This window comes from Nocardia sp. CA-128927 (assembly GCF_050955855.1).
GTDB lineage: Bacteria > Actinomycetota > Actinomycetes > Mycobacteriales > Mycobacteriaceae > Nocardia.
Genome location: NZ_CP192087.1, coordinates 8,985,244 through 9,000,731, shown reverse-complemented (window position 1 = coordinate 9,000,731; position 15,488 = coordinate 8,985,244). Strand labels below are relative to the sequence as shown.

General features: G+C 68.2%; 16 protein-coding genes. 7 read left to right on the top strand and 9 right to left on the bottom strand.

What is annotated here, in order from left to right; translation table 11 throughout:
* Nucleotides 1-114 precede the first annotated feature (114 nt).
* Nucleotides 115-1,908: a DEAD/DEAH box helicase gene (locus tag ACQPW1_RS41860; RefSeq protein WP_433658737.1), complete on the bottom strand. Its 1,794-nt coding sequence runs from the start codon at nt 1,906-1,908 to the stop codon at nt 115-117.
* Nucleotides 1,909-1,970: 62 nt separating this feature from the next.
* Here ACQPW1_RS41860 and ACQPW1_RS41855 point away from each other — a divergent pair, with 62 nt between their 5' ends.
* Both ACQPW1_RS41855 and ACQPW1_RS41850 read left to right on the top strand, forming a co-directional pair.
* Entirely contained in the window at nt 1,971-2,819 is an 849-nt protein-coding gene (locus ACQPW1_RS41855) for a carbon-nitrogen hydrolase family protein (protein ID WP_433658735.1), read from the top strand.
* Between the two features lie 108 nt (nt 2,820-2,927).
* Nucleotides 2,928-3,551: a phosphoribosyltransferase gene (locus ACQPW1_RS41850; protein WP_433658733.1), complete on the top strand. Its 624-nt coding sequence runs from the start codon at nt 2,928-2,930 to the stop codon at nt 3,549-3,551.
* A 10-nt stretch (nt 3,552-3,561) separates the two neighbouring features.
* On the opposite strand, the gene ACQPW1_RS41845 is transcribed toward ACQPW1_RS41850, so the two are convergent.
* The 5 genes from ACQPW1_RS41845 to ACQPW1_RS41825 form a co-directional block, all read right to left on the bottom strand.
* A complete protein-coding gene (locus tag ACQPW1_RS41845) occupies nt 3,562-4,002 on the bottom strand; it encodes a gamma carbonic anhydrase family protein (RefSeq protein WP_433658731.1) in 441 nt (146 codons plus the stop codon).
* Between the two features lie 149 nt (nt 4,003-4,151).
* Complete coding sequence (locus ACQPW1_RS41840) at nt 4,152-4,916, bottom strand: ESX secretion-associated protein EspG (protein WP_433658729.1); 765 nt, start codon at nt 4,914-4,916, stop codon at nt 4,152-4,154.
* Entirely contained in the window at nt 4,913-6,241 is a 1,329-nt protein-coding gene (locus ACQPW1_RS41835) for a PPE domain-containing protein (RefSeq protein ID WP_433658727.1), read from the bottom strand. Before ACQPW1_RS41835 ends, ACQPW1_RS41840 begins: the two co-directional genes overlap by 4 nt.
* A complete protein-coding gene (locus ACQPW1_RS41830; protein WP_433658726.1) occupies nt 6,234-6,674 on the bottom strand; it encodes a hypothetical protein in 441 nt (146 codons plus the stop codon). The genes ACQPW1_RS41835 and ACQPW1_RS41830 overlap by 8 nt, the downstream gene beginning before the upstream one ends.
* A 38-nt stretch (nt 6,675-6,712) precedes the next feature.
* Nucleotides 6,713-7,438 carry an alpha/beta hydrolase gene (locus ACQPW1_RS41825; RefSeq protein WP_433658724.1) on the bottom strand — a complete coding sequence of 242 codons (726 nt, stop codon included), beginning with the start codon at nt 7,436-7,438 and terminating at the stop codon, nt 6,713-6,715.
* Nucleotides 7,439-7,607: 169 nt separating this feature from the next.
* Here ACQPW1_RS41825 and ACQPW1_RS41820 point away from each other — a divergent pair, with 169 nt between their 5' ends.
* Nucleotides 7,608-8,534: an SMP-30/gluconolactonase/LRE family protein gene (locus ACQPW1_RS41820; RefSeq protein WP_433658722.1), complete on the top strand. Its 927-nt coding sequence runs from the start codon at nt 7,608-7,610 to the stop codon at nt 8,532-8,534.
* Here ACQPW1_RS41820 and ACQPW1_RS41815 read toward each other — a convergent pair.
* Nucleotides 8,519-9,508 carry a helix-turn-helix transcriptional regulator gene (locus tag ACQPW1_RS41815; protein ID WP_433658720.1) on the bottom strand — a complete coding sequence of 330 codons (990 nt, stop codon included), beginning with the start codon at nt 9,506-9,508 and terminating at the stop codon, nt 8,519-8,521. The genes ACQPW1_RS41820 and ACQPW1_RS41815 overlap by 16 nt on opposite strands.
* Nucleotides 9,509-9,605: 97 nt before the next feature.
* Here ACQPW1_RS41815 and ACQPW1_RS41810 point away from each other — a divergent pair, with 97 nt between their 5' ends.
* Nucleotides 9,606-10,751 carry an epoxide hydrolase family protein gene (locus ACQPW1_RS41810; protein ID WP_433658718.1) on the top strand — a complete coding sequence of 382 codons (1,146 nt, stop codon included), beginning with the start codon at nt 9,606-9,608 and terminating at the stop codon, nt 10,749-10,751.
* A gap of 42 nt (nt 10,752-10,793) precedes the next feature.
* Here the strand turns inward: ACQPW1_RS41810 and ACQPW1_RS41805 are convergent, their stop codons facing one another.
* Nucleotides 10,794-11,693: a hypothetical protein gene (locus ACQPW1_RS41805; RefSeq protein ID WP_433658716.1), complete on the bottom strand. Its 900-nt coding sequence runs from the start codon at nt 11,691-11,693 to the stop codon at nt 10,794-10,796.
* 207 nt (nt 11,694-11,900) lie between these two features.
* Here ACQPW1_RS41805 and ACQPW1_RS41800 point away from each other — a divergent pair, with 207 nt between their 5' ends.
* Together ACQPW1_RS41800 and ACQPW1_RS41795 are read left to right on the top strand one after the other, a co-directional pair.
* Nucleotides 11,901-13,073 carry an acyl-CoA dehydrogenase family protein gene (locus ACQPW1_RS41800; RefSeq protein ID WP_433658714.1) on the top strand — a complete coding sequence of 391 codons (1,173 nt, stop codon included), beginning with the start codon at nt 11,901-11,903 and terminating at the stop codon, nt 13,071-13,073.
* A 9-nt stretch (nt 13,074-13,082) separates the two neighbouring features.
* Nucleotides 13,083-14,282, top strand: a complete 1,200-nt coding sequence (locus ACQPW1_RS41795; protein WP_433658712.1) for an acyl-CoA dehydrogenase family protein — start codon at nt 13,083-13,085, stop codon at nt 14,280-14,282.
* A gap of 39 nt (nt 14,283-14,321) precedes the next feature.
* On the opposite strand, the gene ACQPW1_RS41790 is transcribed toward ACQPW1_RS41795, so the two are convergent.
* Nucleotides 14,322-14,840 carry a hypothetical protein gene (locus ACQPW1_RS41790; RefSeq protein WP_433658710.1) on the bottom strand — a complete coding sequence of 173 codons (519 nt, stop codon included), beginning with the start codon at nt 14,838-14,840 and terminating at the stop codon, nt 14,322-14,324.
* Nucleotides 14,841-15,134: 294 nt separating this feature from the next.
* Here ACQPW1_RS41790 and ACQPW1_RS41785 point away from each other — a divergent pair, with 294 nt between their 5' ends.
* Nucleotides 15,135-15,428 carry a hypothetical protein gene (locus ACQPW1_RS41785; RefSeq protein WP_433658708.1) on the top strand — a complete coding sequence of 98 codons (294 nt, stop codon included), beginning with the start codon at nt 15,135-15,137 and terminating at the stop codon, nt 15,426-15,428.
* Nucleotides 15,429-15,488: the final 60 nt, after the last annotated feature.

Below are 15,488 nucleotides of genomic sequence, written 5' to 3'. Positions count from 1 at the left end.
TTGTCGCTCATCACGTCTCGAGTTTTCGCGGGACACCCGCTGCCGTCGGCACTAATTACGTACGGACGGCAACACTGTAGCTAGCGCGCTTGATCTCGGAGTAGCCTGCCCGGCTCAGGAGCGTGGCTGGCGCCGCTCCGGCCGCTTCGCATTCCCGCCCTCACGGCGCGGGCCGCGGGTGAACGAGCGCTGTCCCGGCGGACCCTGATCGGGGGTCAGCTGGATGAGCACGCCGCTGATCCTGGTACGCCGCAACGCTTCCAATGTCTCGGCGGGCAGGTTCGCCGGCAGTTCCACCAGGCTGTGGTCGGGCCGGATGCTGATGTGCCCGAAGTCGCTGCGGCGCAGGCCGCCCTCGTTGGCGATGGCGCCGACGATCGCGCCGGGCACCACGCGGTGCCGCTTGCCGACGCTGATCCGGTAGGTGGCGAGCTCCTCGCCGGTGGCCCGTTGGTGCGAGCCGAAACCGGACCGATCATCGTCACCTTCGAACCTGCGCGGCGCGCGCTCCGGGCGTTCGCGGCGCTCACGCACCGGCTCCGGCGGTTCGGGCTTCATCAAGAAGTTTTCGCCGTCGCGGGACAGCACGGCCAGCGCCGCCGCGATGTCGACCAGCGGAATGTCGTGCTCGCGTTCGTAATCCTCGATGAGCCTGCGGAACAGCGCCAGGTTCGACGAGGTCAGGCTCTCGGTGATGTTGTCGCCGAACTTGGCGACGCGCTGCGCGTTGACGTCGTCGACGCTGGGCAGCTGCATCTCTTCCAGCGGATGCCGGGTGGCCCGCTCGATCGACTTGAGCAGGTGACGCTCGCGCGGCGCGACGAACAGCAGGGCCTCACCGCTGCGCCCGGCCCGGCCGGTGCGGCCGATGCGGTGCACGTAGGACTCGGTGTCGTGCGGGATGTCGTAGTTGACCACGTGCGAGATGCGGTCCACGTCCAGGCCACGCGCGGCGACGTCGGTGGCGACCAGGATGTCCAGCGCACCGGACTTGAGCTGCCCGATGGTGCGCTCACGCTGGTTCTGCGCGATGTCGCCGTTGATGGCGGCCGCGGAAAAGCCCCTGGCGCGCAGCTTCTCGGCCAGCTCCTCAGTGGCCTGCTTGGTGCGCACGAAGATGATCATCGCCTCGAACGACTCGACCTCGAGCACCCTGGTCAACGCGTCCAGCTTGCGCTGATGCGAGACCTGCACCCAGCGCTGGGTGATGTTCGTCGCGGTGGAGGTCTTCGACTTGACCGTGATCTCGACCGGATTGTTCAGGTATTGCTTGGAGATCTTGCGGATGGCCGCGGGCATGGTCGCGGAGAACAGCGCGACCTGCTTGGTCGACGGCGTGTCCTTGAGGATGCGCTCGACGTCCTCCTGGAAGCCCATCTTCAGCATCTCGTCGGCCTCGTCGAGCACCAGGTACTTCAGCTGCGACAGGTCGAGCGTGCCCTTCTCCAGGTGATCGATCACCCGGCCGGGCGTGCCGACCACCACGTGCGCGCCGCGGCGCAGGCCGGACAGCTGCACACCGTAGGCCTGGCCGCCGTAGATCGGCAGCACATGCAACCCGGGGATGTGCGTGGCATAGCGGCCGAACGCCTCGGCCACCTGGATCGCGAGCTCGCGGGTCGGCGCGAGCACCAGGGCCTGCGGGAGTTTGCCGGAGGTTTCGAGACCCATCAAGATCGGGATCGCGAACGCCGCGGTCTTGCCGGTGCCGGTCTGTGCGAGGCCGACCACATCGGCGCCGCTGAGCAGTGGCGGAATCGTCGCAGCCTGGATCGGCGACGGCGACTCATAGCCCACATCGGCGATGGCCGCGAGGATGCGGTCATCGATCCCGAGATCGGCGAAGGTCGGGCCGTCGTTGTCCCTGTCGTTGTCGCCAGGAACGCTGTCGACCTGATTGGTACTCATTGACCAGGAGTTTACTGCCTCGTGCTGGCCTGCTCGGCCACCGCCCCAATACGGTGAGACGTATGCAACTGGATAGCTCCGAAACGAATCAGACCCCAGCACCGAACCAGCTGGACGTGGCGGTCGTCCAGTTCGCCCCCGGCACCGATCCCGCGGCCAACCTTTCCGCGCTCCGCGAGCACGTGCGCACCGCACGCGATCGGGGCGCGCGAGTAGTGGTCGCGCCGGAATACTCGATGTTTGCCGTCACCCGGCTCGATGAGCGCATCATTGCCGTCGCCGAGGCCCTGACCGGGCCGTTCGTCACCGGCCTCGGTGAGATTGCGCACGAATTCGGCGTGCATCTGGTGGCCGGAATGGTCGAACAGGTCGCGCCGGGCGTCGACCGGATTTACAACACGCTCGTCGTCCTCGGACCCGATGGCGCGCTCGTCACGGTGTATCGGAAGGTGCACCTCTACGACGCCTTCGGCTTCCTCGAATCGGAGCTGGTCGAGGCGGGCCCGATCGAGCCGCCGGCCACTTTCGATGTGGCGGACGTGACATTCGGCTTGCAGACCTGTTTCGATCTGCGTTTCCCGGAGGGCATCCGCCGGGTGGCCGCTGCGGGGGCGCAGGTGCTGGTGTTGCCCGCCCAGTGGATTCCCGGTCCGGCCAAGGTCGATCAGTGGACAACGCTGCTGCGCGCTCGGGCTATAGAGAACACTGTCTACGTGGCCGCCGCCGATCAGGCCGCGCCGCGGGGTGCGGGCGCGTCGATGATCGTCGATCCGACCGGTGCGGTGCTCGCCGAACTCGGTGACGAAGCGGGTGTGCTGACCGCCGGAGTCGACCTCGCCCACTTGGCCGAGGTTCGTACCACCAATCCGAGCCTCGCATTGCGGCGATTCGCGATCACGGAGCGCATCTAACGCAGTATCGCGAAGTGGTCCGGTGAGGGGTGATGGTCGGGCGACCGGTGAGCGCAGTATCGCGAAGCGGTAGTGGTCGGGCGACGGGTGGGCGTAGCGTTTTGCTGGATGATCTACACCGATCGGACGTCGGCCGGTCGCGCGCTCGCCACGCATTTGGAGGACCTGCGCGCGACGCATCCGCTGCTGCTCGGCCTGCCGCGCGGCGGGGTTCCGGTGGCCGCTGCGGTGCGCGAGATCATCGGCGGTGATCTCGACATCCTGCTGGTCCGCAAGCTCGGGGTGCCGTGGCAGCCGGAGCTGGCGATGGGTGCCATCGGCGAGGACGGCGTCCGGGTGCTCAACTCGGATGTGTTGTCGCACATCAAGATAACCCCGCAGGAGTTCGCCGATATCGAAGGCCTCGAGCGCGTGGAGCTCGGTCGGCGCCGGGCGGTCTGGCGTGGCGACGCGAAACCGATCCCGATGGACGGACGCACGGTGGTGATCGTCGACGACGGCATGGCGACCGGCGCGACGGTCGTGGTCGCCTGTCGCGTCGCCCGCCTGCACCAGCCGGTCCAGATCGTGGTCGCGATCCCGGTTTCCTCGGCCGAGGCATTACGCAGAGTCGCCGCGGAGGCCGATCAGGTCGTCTGCCCGCTGATCCCGCAGACCCTGGGCGGCGTCGGCACCGTCTACGAGGACTTCCACCAACTCGAAGACGAGGAAGTCACCACCCTCCTCGCCTGACCGCGTCGGTTCAGACCTCGGTGATGCCCTTGCGATGGCGTTGGGCGAGTTCGGCATAGAAGCCGGGGTTGAGCTGGATCCACATCTGGGCCTGGGTGCCTTCGATGGGGCGTTTCACGACGGCGGGGGAGCCCGCGGCGAGGACGCCGTCGGGGATTTCGGTGCCCGGCTGGACGAGCGAGTGCGCGGCGATAATCGAGCCCGCGCCGATCTTCGCCAGGTCGAGCACCGTAGTCCCGTTGCCGACAATGGCTTCCGCGCCGACGGACGCACCGTGGAACACCACACTGTGTGCGATGGTCGCGCCGGGTCCGATCTCCATCGGCACGTCCGGCGGCACGTGCAGCACCGCGTTGTCCTGGATGTTGGCGCGTTCGCGAATGATGATCGGCGCCAGGTCCGCGCGCAGCACCGCGCCGTACCAGATCGAGGCGCCCGCCTCGACCCGCACGTCGCTCCCCCGCCTCTCCGCGCCTTTTGCCGGTCGTAGGTGCCTCGACAGTATCGTTCCGGGCCTGCGGTCGGGTGGGCGGTTGAGGTCTGGGCGTACCCGGCGAGTTACCCATGTTCTTGCGAAATCAGTTGTCCTGTAGGCGAACTTCACCAGCGGTCGGCGTAGGCGCCGGCCCGTTCGGCGGCGGTGACCATCGGGCGCAGCTGCGCGATGAAACCGTGCGCGGTCACCGGAATGATGTCGACATCGGCGCCGGTGCGCACCGAGTAACGACCGTCGTCGAGCACGTCGATCCAGCAGAGCACCCCGAACGGCCGCAGCTCGCCCTCGCGGCGGGTGGACACGACGATCTGGCCGATGCCGTCCCGCGGTTGCCGCAGCAGTCTGCGGATGCGGGAGGGCACCGTCGGCCCGGCGACCGGCACGGTAACCAGGTCGCGGCTGTCCTCGCCGACCTTGGTCAACGGTGCGGTCAGCCGTGGCGTGGTGCCCGGTGTCTGCTCCGGCAGCATCGAAACGACCCGTGCGGTCAGGCTTTTCACACTGCCGACGAACAGCCGGATGTCACCGCCGCGGTCCGCGGTCGCGCCGGGTCGCTGCGCGGCGACCACCGCGACATTGCCCGCCGCGGCGCCGAGCACCCGCACCGGCCGGATCGCGGCCGAGCCGGTCGCGCCGTCGCGTTCGCCGAACACCTCGAGCCGCAGCTCCGGCGCGCCGAGCACGCGCAGTGCGGCCTCCAGGTCGGCGTCGAGCACTCGATCGCACCAACTCTGTAATGCCGGTAGTTGGGCGTCCCGCTCAGCGGTGTCGCGCGCGGACAATCGGACGGCCAGCGGATAGGGGATCCGATCGCCGTCGGTGCGCGCCCAAGCCAGCGCGAACTGGTCCGGCGTCAGGGTCCAATTCACTCCAGCTCGGTCCACTCGCCGAGCACCGGCGGCGTGGTCGGATCGATGGCGCCGATCAGCTCGCCGTTGTCGTCGGCCGGTTCGAGGTAGGTCGGGAGGTCGTCGAAGTGGAAGTCGTCCTCATCCTCGTCCTCGAAGCGCGGGACGCGGGTGTTGGCCGCGTTCGCCGCGACGCTGGAACCTTGGCGCCGTGTGTCGCCCACGGCCATCGCGCCACCCATCAGGCCGCCCATCGCACCCGCGCCGAGCCCGGTGACCGCGTCGCTGCTGCTGCTCCCGCCGGTGCTGCGCCGTTCGTCGCGCTTGCGCTGCTCGTCGGGTGCGGCCGCACCCGCGGTGCCCGGTGTGGTCGGCACGACGACCTGTTGGGCCGCCGCGGCGGTGGTGCTCGGTGCTGAGCGGGCGGTCGAGGCGGGTGCGGTGTGCAGCTTGGTCGCGGCCGGTGCCAAAGACAGCGGGGTGTCTGTGGCGGCTGCCGTGACTCGGGGTGTCGCGGGTGTCGCGGGACTTCCGGCGCTCGCGTCGGGAGCTGCGCTCGATGCGGCAGCCGTCGCCGGTGTGGTTTCGTCGCGCTGCTCTTCGGGCGCGGCCTGCTCCGCTACCGGTGTATCGGCCGCGGGTTCACTTCTGAGTTGTGTCGCGGTCGACGAGTTCTCCAGCGGAACCTGTTGTGCGACAGGAGTTCCTGTGTCGACGCTGGGCCCGGCGACCTTGGTGACCGGGGTGCCGCTCGGCGTGGTCGGCACGTCACCGAACTGCTCGTCCAGGAACGCGGGCACGTCGGTACCGGTCGGGATGAACACACCGGCGTAGATGTCGTTCATCGCGCGCACGATGTCCTGCCGGGTGTGCTCGGTCGTTTTCTGGTCGGCGACATTGCTGGTGGCCTGCGTCGGATCCAGCAGTGCGGCACCCAGATCGGGCGTTTTCCCGGTCGGCGCGGATACCGCGGCTCGCAGCGCCTCCGCCGCGTCGCCCGCCTGTCCGAGCCGCTGTGAGACGACCGCGAGCACGTCCGCCAGATCCTGACCGGTCTGCTCGAACCCTTGCACGGCGTCGGCGGCCCGCTGCGCCGCGCTGCCGCGCCAGCCGTCGGCGATGGCCGCCCGAATCTCGATGTGTGCCTGCGCGACCGCGTCGGCCAGCCCGGCCGCGGCGTCGCCCCAGGCCTGCTGTCCGCCGGTGAGCACCGCGGGCTTCAGCAGCTGAACCTTGTCGTGGATCTCTTGATGGGCCATGTTGTCGAAGATCTCGACGGTCGGCGCGTACGCCGGGTCGTTGCGCCTGCTGAGCATCCGCTCGGGCGTCTGAGGCAACTTACGCATGTGCCGCTCCCTCCGCGTCGATCCGGTCGACTGCCGCCGCGAGCACGTGGTCGGCGCGGTGGTAGGCCGCGCCGGCGGCGCGGAAGGTCAGCGCGAGTTCCCTGGCGGCCTCGGCGTATTCCCATAATCGGGTGAGCGCGCCGTGCGCCTTGGTCTCGAAGCCGGCGCGCAACGCGTCACCGGAGGCGAATCCGCCGAATCCGGGCAGCGAGGAGGCGGCGCTGAGCGACCGAATCTGATCTTCGATCTGATTGGCCAGTTGCTCGTAGCGGCGCGCGCATCGTTCGTGCACGCCGCCCGCCACGAGCACGCGATCGATCCACAGCTCCCCGTCGTTGACCGCACTGTGTAATCCGGCGGCACTGACTCCGGGCGCCGTGAATTCCGACAGAACAGGGCTCCCGACCCCATTGGCGTTCTCGTTAGCCGGCACCTGACGTCCCCCTTCCTCATCTCTGAGCGAGGCTCAGTTCACGGGCGCCGTGCCAACCCCACGACGACACCCTGCATCCAGTCCGCGATGTCGGCAGCGACCCGCGCGTGCACCGGCTCGTGCAGAAGATCATGCCCGGCATCGGCGTACTCGCGTAAATCTACCGATTCGTGGCGCTGAGTCCATACCCTTACCGCATCAATCGGCGCCCGCCGGTCCTCGACACCGTGCACCGCGAGGATCGGAAGGTTGCGCGGCAGTGGTGTTCCCGCCGCGCCGGGAGTGCCGCCACCAAGCGCCCGCTTCGATACGCCGGACAGCACGATGCCGGTCACCACGTCCGCCGGAATGGCAGGCCGCAGCGGGTAGGCGCGTTCCAGGGCGGTGGTATCCGAGGTTGCCCCGCGGGTCTCCGGCTCGGCGGCGCCGAACATGCCGAGCACGGTGACCGCGCCCAGCGAATGACCCATCAGGATCAACGGCGGTTGTGGTGCCGTGGCGCGGACGATGTCGAACAGCATCAGTGCGTCCGCGACCAATTCGGCCAAGCTGCCCGGGTTGTCGTGATCGCCCTCGCTGAGCCCCTGTCCCGAGGTATCGAGCGCCCACATCTCGATGTCGGCGGCCTTCAGCGTCCGGGCGAACCGGTGGTAGTGGCCGCTGTGCTGACCGACTCCCGGTAGCAGCAGGACGGTCGCAACGCTGTTTTCGATCGGCCATCGCCGATAGTGCATGCGGCCGCGCTCTCCGTCGAAAAAAGGCATGCCCTGATCTTGCCAAAGATTTTGTCGCTCAGTGGACTTCATGTCGCATCCGACCGGGCGTGGCGCGTCTTCGCCCCGGCCACGCCCGGTGTGAGGACTGACCTCTTCTGTTCAGGTGGCTAGACTCCCAGCCGATTGCCCTATCGGCTTGCCGAGACCGAGGTGCCCGTTGAGCAGACCCCTTCGCCCCGGCGCCCTGCTGTGGCCCGCGCTGATCGCTCTGGCGTGCACCGCGCCGGTCGCCGCCGCCGACCCGGTTGCCGCCGCGCCGCCGATCGCCTCGTGCGCGCCCGCGCTCGCCGCCACCGCGGTTCCCGCCGGAATGCCGATGCTCGACTGGTCGGAGAACGTCGGCTACGACGTCGCGGGGAACCTGTGGGTCTCGCGGGTGTACCGCAATGTGGTGCAGCGCTATGACCGTTCCGGTGCGCTGACCGCGACCGTCCCGGTGGACTTCCCCGGCGCCGTGCGCAGCGGTCTGGACGGCTTGCTCTATGTCGTCTACGGCGATACGCCGACCAGCTTGCTCAGCCCCGGCGGCGTGGTTCGTTTCGATCCGACGGCGGCGGACCCGAAGCCCGAGGTCTTCGTCTCCGGGGTGCGCACCATGCCCAACGGAGCGGCCTTCGACGCGGATGGCAACCTCTACCTCGGTGCGTCGTTGTCCGGTGTCATCCGGGTCCGTCCGGACGGCACCATCGACACCGCGTGGACCGATCAGGCACCCAAGGGGAGTGCGAACGGCGTCGTCGTGCGCGACCGGGTGCTCTATGTCACCACTAACGGCGGCCCGCTCGGCCGGATTCAGCGCATCCCGATCGATGCTCCCGGTGACGTGTCCGTCGTCGCGGATGTCGCCTCACCGCTGCCCGGTATCCCGGACTTCACCGATGATCTGCTCATCGATTCGGCCGGAATTCTCTACGTGACCACCGTTTTCGGCCAACTGGTCCGCATCGATCCGGCCACCGGTGCTGCCTGTGCCGTGCTGAGCGGTGAGCCGTTGACCTCTGTTGTCGCCACCCCCGGGCAGCCCGATCAACTGATCGCGGGTACCGAGAGTGGTGCGGTGCTGCGAATTCAGTTGTCGCGCTGAGCTTGCGCGTTCGGACTGCCGACGGCGCGGTCGATGCGGGCGGACACCGTGCGCAGCTGTCGGATGAGCTCCGGCGGTTCGTGCACCGCGAAGTCGGCGCCGAGGGTAATCAGTCGGTGCGCCAACCACTCCGGGGAGTCGTCGCGGAGAGTGTCCAGGCGACAGGTGTTTTCGTTGATTTCGATGACGTCGCCCGGTTCGTCACCCAGCCGTCCGGCGACCCGTCTCGCGGGCGCGTGAATGGTGACGGAGAGCCGGAAAGTCGTTGTGCCCCAGTCTGTTCTACGTCCGTCCACGTAGGCGGCCGGATCGTCGGCGGGTAGTTCACGCGGGGTGAATCGCGCGGCGGTCGGCTGCGCCCGTTCGATGCGGTCGACTCGATAGATGCGCCAGTCCGCGCGATCGACGTCGAAGCCGACGAGATACCAGCGGTGCCGCGACGGAACGAGTCCGACCGGTTCGGCATGTCGCCGGGATTCCGCGCCGCCGCCGTCGCGATACGTGAAACGCACACGCTCCCTGTTGGTTACGGCAGCGGCCAGCGCCGTCAACACCTCCGGATCCACCAGCGGACCCGTATCGGTGGGTAGCGTCAGCGCGGTCCCGAGCACGCGCACCCGCCGCCGCAGCTTGGTCGGCAACACCTGCTCCAGCTTGGTGAGCGCCCGCACCGACGCCTCCTCGATACCGGCGACCGCATAACCCGCGGCAGCACGCAGCCCTACCGCGATCGCGACCGCCTCGTCGTCCTCGACCAGCAACGGCGGCAACGCGGACCCCGCCACCAGCCGATAGCCACCCGCCGCACCCATCGTCGCGTCGACCGGATAACCGAGCTCACGCAGCCGATCGATATCGCGGCGCACCGTGCGGTCGGTGACGCCGAGCCGCTCGGCCAGTTCGCTGCCGGGCCATTCGCGCGGGGTCTGCAGCAGCGACAGCAGGCGCAGCAGCCGGGCGGGTGTGTCGTTCATGAATTCGAGGATTCCAGGTAACTAGGACATAGATGGTCCTACATGGCTCCTAGCGTTGTGCACAGATCGCAAGACCGACCGGCAAGGAGCCCCACCGATGACCGACAACCGCACCGCCATCCGCCCGTTCCGCATCGACATCGCGCAGGCGGACCTGGACGACCTGAACGACCGGTTGAGCCGCACCCGCTGGTCGGCGCAGCTGCCCGGTGCGGGTCGGGACCGGGGCGTCCCGGTGGCCTACCTGCGCGAGCTCGCCGACTACTGGCGGACCGAATTCGACTGGCGCGCACAGGAAGCGGCGCTGAACGAGTTCCCGCAGTTCATCACCGAAATCGACGATCTCGACGTGCATTTCGTGCACGTTCGCTCACCCGAGCCGGACGCGGTGCCGCTGATCCTGACCCACGGCTGGCCGAACACCTTCGTGGAATTCAGCAAAACCATCGGCCTGCTCACCGATCCGCGCAAGCACGGTCTCGACCCGGCGCAGGCCTTCCACGTCGTCGTGCCGTCGGTGCCCGGTTTCGCGTTTTCGGCGGGGCCGCACGAAATGGGGATGACGCCGCGGCGGGTGGCCGAGATGTGGCTCGTGCTGATGGATCGGCTCGGCTACCAGCGATTCGGTGCCCAGGGTGGCGATCTCGGCGCGTACGTCGCGCCGGAAATGGCGATCGCGGCGCCGGATCGGGTGATCGGCGTGCACATCGACGGCGGCATCGGCATGCCGACCGCGGCCGACGTGCCGACCATGACCCCGGACGAGCGCGCCGAATGGGATCAGATGCAGAAGTGGATGACCGGCGTGAACCACCACACCCTGTTGCACGCCGCGCCACAGACTTTCGCGCACGCGTGGACCGACTCCCCGGTCGGCCTGCTCGGTTGGCTGATGCACAAGTTCAACGAATTCGCCCCGCTCGCCGATCAGGCCGAGGACGTCATCGACCGCGACCACCTGCTGACCAACATCAGCCTGTACTGGTTCACCAATACCGCGGCCAGCTCATCCTGGCCGATGTACAACGGACTCGGCGACAACGGATTTACCTGGCCGAAAGGCCAAAAGCTGGTTCCGACCGGGGTTTACGGCGGCGGTTCGGCGTTGATGCTGCGACTCGCGCAGCGCGACAACGACATCGCGCACTGGCCGACGGGCAATACCGGCAATCACTTCGTCGCGATGGAACTTCCGGCGATGCACGTCGCCGACATCCGTGCCTTCTTCGCCAAGGTTCGCTGAATCAGGTTGTCCGGCACCGCCATCCGTGGCGGTGCCGAGGCGTCAGTTGGCAGGCTTGGTGAACTCGCCGTGCACCGCGGCACCGGCGGGTACGCCAGGGGTGGTCGTCGGTGCAGGGGGCGCCGGGGCGGGAGCGGGAGCAGCTTCGGGCGCCGGGGGAGCGACGGGGGCCTGCGCCGGGGCCGGAGCGGGCGCGGCCTTCGGCTCGGTGGTCGGTGTGGCCTGGGGTGCCGGGCCGGTCTCCGTACCGTTGGGTCCCGGTGCGATCAGTCCGCCGGGGGCGTTCGTGTCCGACGGCTTGATCGGCTGGTTCACCGGCTGATCCGGAACCATGAAGGTCCCGACGGTCGGTGTCATCAAGCAGTGCGCGAACGGGTAGTCGATGATGCCCCACATCGAGGCGATAACCGTGCCCGGCCCGCTGTTCACCGTCTTGGACAGCGACGGAAGGCCGTACTCGGTGATGTCGTCGAGCGAGTCGATGCCACTGGCGCCGTTGTTGATGTTCACCCAGGCTACGACCAGGCCGGAAGCCAGCGGCGTGCCGGAGTGCGCCGGGGTCGCGCTGAACCGCAGGGTGCCCGGCGCGACATGGAGGTCCGCGCTGGTGCCGACCCCGTCGGTGGTCGCGGCCGCGATGATCGTGGTGACCGGTCCGAGGCTGCCGCAGCCGAAAGTGGGTGCGGCATAGGCGAACGGGGTGAACGCGCTGGTGACGTGGCGCAGCCCGGCCACGTCGGCGAGCTGGGTGTACTGCGTCAGTGCGCCGACACCCGCCTGCACGGCCGGGTCGGGGCCCGCGGTCTCGGTGAGGTGGGCCAGCCCGGCGTCCAGCGGTGACGGTTCCGGATCGGCCGCCGCCGTGCCACCCATGGTCAGCGCCGCGCCGATGCCGAGAGCTGTCACGGCCGTGGCGGCGCGTGCGATGGTCCTGCCGTTCACTCGAACTCCTATATACCAAAGTCTCGGGGTCCCCCAACCCACGTGCAGCAACGTACCAGTTCGTCCGGAATACCGCCCAGGTAGCGCCGCCGTTTACCCAGAGTTGACGCCCGCGAGCGTGTCCTTCCGGTGTGATCCACTCGACAGTAGAGGATTACTCGAGGGTAGTTTGGACTCGGACGTTACGAGACACAGACGGAGCTGCGTATGAAAATAAGCCTGTCCCCAGACGAAGTCGCGTTCCGCGACGAACTGCGAAACATCTATCGGACCGAGATCCCCGCCGAGATCCGCGAGCGCTTCAAGTACGGCCAGGAGCTGTCCCGCGACGACATCGTCCGCTCGCACAAGGCCCTCAACGACAACGGCCTCGCGGTGCCGAACTGGCCCGTCGAGTGGGGTGGCAAGGACTGGACCCCGATGCAGCGCCACATCTGGCAGGACGAGATGCAGCTGGCCTCGGTGCCGGACCCGCTGACGTTCAACGCGCAGATGGTCGGCCCGGTGATCGCGCACTTCGGTTCGCAGGAGCTCAAGCAGCGCTTCCTGCCGCCCACCGCCGCCCTCGACATCTGGTGGTGCCAAGGCTTTTCCGAGCCCGACGCGGGCTCCGACCTGGCCTCGCTGCGCACCACCGCGGTGCGCGACGGCGACTCCTACATCGTCAACGGCCAGAAGATCTGGACCACGCTGGCCCAGTACGCGGACTGGATCTTCTGCCTGGTGCGCACCGATCCGAGCGCGGCGAAGAAGCAGGCGGGCATCTCGTTCCTGCTGTTCGACGTGAAGTCGCCCGGTGTGACCATCCGCCCGATCAAGCTGATCGACGGCGGCTACGAGGTGAACGAGGTGTTCTTCGAGAACGTCCGCGTGCCGGCCGATCAGCTGGTCGGCGAGGAGAACATGGGCTGGACCTACGCCAAGTTCCTGCTCGGCAACGAGCGCACCGGCATCACCGGTGTCGGCCGCACCAAGGTGAAGCTCGGCATCGCGAAAGAGTATGCCGCGCAGACGAAATCGGGTGACGGCACGCTGCTGGCGGATCCGCTGTTCGCGGCCCGGGTCGCCGAACTGGAGAACGAGCTGCTCGCGCTGGAACTCACCCAGCTGCGCGTGGTCTCGAATTCCTCTGACGGCAAGCCGAATCCGGCGTCGTCGGTGCTGAAGCTGCGCGGCTCGGAGTTACAGCAGGCCGCCACCGAACTGCTCATCGATATCGCGGGACCGGACATGTTGCCGGTCGGTGCCGACGAGATCGCCTCGCCCGGTTGGGCGCAGCGCAGTGGCCCCGGCTACCTGAACTATCGCAAGACAACCATCTACGGAGGCTCCAGCGAGGTGCAGCGCACCATCATCGCCTCCACGATCCTCGGATTGTGAGGCGCCGCCATGGATTTCGATCTCACCGATGAACAGGAAATGCTGCGGGACACTGTGCGTGACCTGCTCGCCCGTAACTACGACCCGGAGACCAGGCTGAAGGTCACCGACACCGAACTCGGCTGGAGCCGCGAGGTGTGGCAACAGCTCGCCGAACTCGGTGTGCTCGGACTGACTTTCACCGAGGCGGACGGCGGCGTCGACGCCGGTCCGGTGGAGGCGATGGTCGTGCTGGAAGAGGTGGGGCGCAGGCTGGCGCCGGAACCGATCCTGGACGCGGTGCTGCTGCCCGGTGCGCTGCTCACCCTCGCGGGCAGTGCCGAACAGCGGCAGCGGGTGCTGCCGGAGGTCGCGGCGGGCAACAAGCTGCTCGCCTTCGCGCATGGCGAGCCGGGTGTGCGCTGGCCGTCCACCGAACTCACCACCACGGCTGTGGCTGTGTCTGATGCGGCGTCCGCGGGGCCCTCCGTGGTTACACAGGCTGCCGCCTCCGGGCCTGACGCTCCCGCCGGGGGCAATTCGTACGTGTTGACCGGCATCAAGAACCCGGTCAGCCACGGCGACTGCGCCGACGAGCTGGTGGTCAGCGCGCAGCTGCCCGGCGGCGGGACCGGGCTGTTCCTGGTCGCCGCCGACGCCACCGGCGTGACCCGCAAGTCCTACCGCACGGTGGACGGTCAGCGCGGCGCGCAGCTCGAATTCGAGCAGGCCGCGGCCGAACTACTCGGCGGCGATGTCGATGCGGCCGAGGCGATTCGGTCGGCGCTCGTGCAGGCGCAGGCGAGCCTATGCGCGGAATCCATCGGTGCGATGGCGGAGGCGCTGCGGCTGACCACCGACTACCTGAAGCAGCGCAAGCAGTTCGGGGTCACCCTGTCGAAGTTCCAGGCGCTCACGCATCGGGCGGCCGACATGTATGTCTCGCTGGAACTGGCGCGCAGCATGAGCCTCTACGCCACCGCAGCCGTTGCCGACGGCGAGATCGACCCGCAGGTCGCGTCCCGGGCCCGGCTCCAGGTCGGTCGCTCGGCGCGGCACATAGGCCAGGAAGCCATCCAGATGCACGGCGGCATCGGCGTCACCGCGGAATACCCGGTCGGTCACTACGTGGCCAGGCTGACCGCGATCGAGCGCACGCTCGGCGGCGGGCTGGAGCACCTGCGGGTGCTCAGCGCGCGGGTCGGCGAGTACGGGCTGCCCGAGCTGTAAAACCTTGCGGTGGTGCGTAATCCGCGCACCACCGCGGGGTCACTCGTGCTCGTCGGAGTTCAGGCCCGACTGCGGGCTGCCGTACGGATCCGTGGTCGGGTCGTCCGAGGTCGTGGTCGGTCGCGGCCTGGTGGTCGGCCGGGCGGTCGTCGGCCGCGGGGTGGTCGGCCGCGTCGTGGAGGATTCGGTCGGCGACTCCGTCGTGCTGGCCGGTGGCCGGGCATCGTCGGACGGGCGTTCGTGCGGCAGACTCCCCGCCTCTTCCGGCGGCGGCGTTTCACCGGGTGTGGTGGTGCTGAATCCGGTGAACGGCGATGCGTGCGGCGCCTGGTAGGGCGCGATCTGCCAGGTCGGCGACGGCGGAATCGACACTTTCGGCGCCGTCACGCTGGGTCCCTCGTGCGCAACGGGCGCGACGTTCGGGTCCGACTGCAGCGGCGGGGGCGCGACGTAGGTGTCCTGCTTGCCGATTCCGCAGGCGCCGATGAGGACGAGCCCGACGGAGATCGCGCCTGCGGCGATCGCCGGACCTGCGATCTTGGCCCTGATGCTCTCCATCGGTGATCACTCCTGCTGCGTTTCGAGTCGGGATCACCATACTCGAGCACGGTCCACGCGGCCAGACGAAGCGGTCGCCAGCGGTGCGTCTAACAGTACTGTTTTAAACACTCGTAATTCAGATATCGAATTGATCTCTTCGGCGTGTCGCGGGCACGTGTCGCTGTTATACGGCGGGGCATGGTCGTAGCGTGTGAGCAAAGTTACGTGTGAGACGCCTGTACCCAGATGAGAGAAGCGTTGTGTGATGAACGCGGCATTGGTTCTCTGATCGGCGTCATCGAGGAGTAGATGATGGGAGCTTACTCGACAACGTCGCAGCGGGAGTCGTCGTCCGCAGCCGCCAAGGATGCGGTGTCGGCTACTTCGCAGCATCTCGTGTCGAACAAGTCAGCGCGCTCGCTGTCCACGATTGTTTCGCGGACCTTCGCCTGGCTTTTCTTCGTCGGTGGAATCGTCGGGGCTGTCCTCGGCATCGCCGGCTTACACGTCGAAATCACCGTCGCCGGACTGATTCTCGCGTGCACCGCAGGCTTGATCCTGCTCAAACTCCGCAGAGGTGGCAGCGGCGGCAACGAAACGGATTGACGCCGAACCCAACTGAGGCCACGGCCGCCGCGACAACCGGTCGGTTGGTTGTCGAGCGGC

What these genes read in the sequence shown, in the direction of transcription:
- ACQPW1_RS41810 (WP_433658718.1), top strand. Translation starts at nt 9,606, where the DNA reads ATGACCGACAACCGCACCGCCATCCGCCCGTTCCGCATCGACATCGCG.
- ACQPW1_RS41860 (WP_433658737.1), bottom strand. Translation starts at nt 1,908, where the DNA reads ATGAGTACCAATCAGGTCGACAGCGTTCCTGGCGACAACGACAGGGAC.
- ACQPW1_RS41790 (WP_433658710.1), bottom strand. Translation starts at nt 14,840, where the DNA reads ATGGAGAGCATCAGGGCCAAGATCGCAGGTCCGGCGATCGCCGCAGGC.
- ACQPW1_RS41785 (WP_433658708.1), top strand. Translation starts at nt 15,135, where the DNA reads ATGGGAGCTTACTCGACAACGTCGCAGCGGGAGTCGTCGTCCGCAGCC.
- ACQPW1_RS41825 (WP_433658724.1), bottom strand. Translation starts at nt 7,438, where the DNA reads ATGCCTTTTTTCGACGGAGAGCGCGGCCGCATGCACTATCGGCGATGG.
- ACQPW1_RS41855 (WP_433658735.1), top strand. Translation starts at nt 1,971, where the DNA reads ATGCAACTGGATAGCTCCGAAACGAATCAGACCCCAGCACCGAACCAG.
- ACQPW1_RS41795 (WP_433658712.1), top strand. Translation starts at nt 13,083, where the DNA reads ATGGATTTCGATCTCACCGATGAACAGGAAATGCTGCGGGACACTGTG.
- ACQPW1_RS41815 (WP_433658720.1), bottom strand. Translation starts at nt 9,508, where the DNA reads ATGAACGACACACCCGCCCGGCTGCTGCGCCTGCTGTCGCTGCTGCAG.
- ACQPW1_RS41800 (WP_433658714.1), top strand. Translation starts at nt 11,901, where the DNA reads ATGAAAATAAGCCTGTCCCCAGACGAAGTCGCGTTCCGCGACGAACTG.
- ACQPW1_RS41850 (WP_433658733.1), top strand. Translation starts at nt 2,928, where the DNA reads ATGATCTACACCGATCGGACGTCGGCCGGTCGCGCGCTCGCCACGCAT.
- ACQPW1_RS41835 (WP_433658727.1), bottom strand. Translation starts at nt 6,241, where the DNA reads ATGCGTAAGTTGCCTCAGACGCCCGAGCGGATGCTCAGCAGGCGCAAC.